Genomic DNA, 902 nt, shown 5'->3' with positions numbered 1-902 from the left:
GCCCCCGCGCCCGCCCCCACCGCGCCCGCCGCGCAGCCGGCCCCCGCCGCCCCCGCGGCGCCGTCGGGCCGGGTCTACACGGTCCGCTCGGGGGACACCCTCGGCTCGATCGCCCGCGCCAACGGCACGACCTGGCAGTCGCTGTACGCCGCCAACCGCGACGTCGTCGGCGCCAACCCCGGCCTCATCCGGATCGGCCAGCAGCTGCGGCTCGGCTGAGCGCAGCACCGGCAGCACCGCCACCACCCGCACCACGCACGACGAGCGCCCCCGGTCTCCCGGCCGGGGGCGCTGGTGCGTCCCGGCAGTCCCCCGGACCGCGGGTCTGCGACTGCCCGCGACGGCCGCCCCACGGACAGCCACGAGCTGCGCACAGCCGGTGCACCGGACGTCACCGCAGGTCAGGGGCGGGTACGCCGACTTGGCCCTCCTCGCCCGCCCGTGCTTCCGTGGGGTGTCCCGCAGCCGCGGGTCCGGGGGGCGGGGGCCCTGACGAGGAGCCACGGACGTCTCTCGAGGAGCCACCGCATGCCAGCACGACGCACCGCCCGTCACCGCGCGGACGTCGGGGCGCGCGCGGCGATCACGCCCCGCCGCCGCACCCGCCGTCCTCGCCGCACCTCCCGCCGGATGGGCCCGCCGCTGCTGCTCGCGGGCCTGCTGGCCATCGCCTCCCTGACGATCACGACGCCCTCCGACGCGGCCGACGCCGACGTCCGCGTGCCCGCGCCGACGGCCAGGACCGTCGGGGGCTGAGACCCGGTTCGACCGCCGGCGCACGGGCGCTCGACCGCCGGCCCCGGGGGCGAGCACCATGGGAGCGTGCCCACCCAGCGACGACGCCCCGGTGACGAGCCCGTGCGGGTGCTCCGGGCGCCGCTGCCCCCGGGGGTCGGCGACGC

General features: G+C 79.8%; 2 protein-coding genes. Both read left to right on the top strand.

Annotated elements, in window-relative coordinates:
• Window positions 1-219, top strand: a 219-nt coding sequence (locus WCS02_RS20690; RefSeq protein WP_340296197.1) for a LysM peptidoglycan-binding domain-containing protein, incomplete at its 5' end; no start/stop codon positions are given.
• A 309-nt stretch (window positions 220-528) separates the two neighbouring features.
• Window positions 529-756 (top strand): hypothetical protein, encoded by a 228-nt coding sequence (locus WCS02_RS20685; protein ID WP_340296196.1) that lies wholly within the window; start codon window positions 529-531, stop codon window positions 754-756.
• Window positions 757-902: the final 146 nt, after the last annotated feature.

The organism is Aquipuribacter hungaricus (genome assembly GCF_037860755.1).
In the GTDB taxonomy this organism is placed as follows: domain Bacteria; phylum Actinomycetota; class Actinomycetes; order Actinomycetales; family JBBAYJ01; genus Aquipuribacter; species Aquipuribacter hungaricus.
The sequence above is the reverse complement of the archived record's forward strand: the minus strand, read 5'-3'. Positions and strand labels throughout refer to the sequence as shown.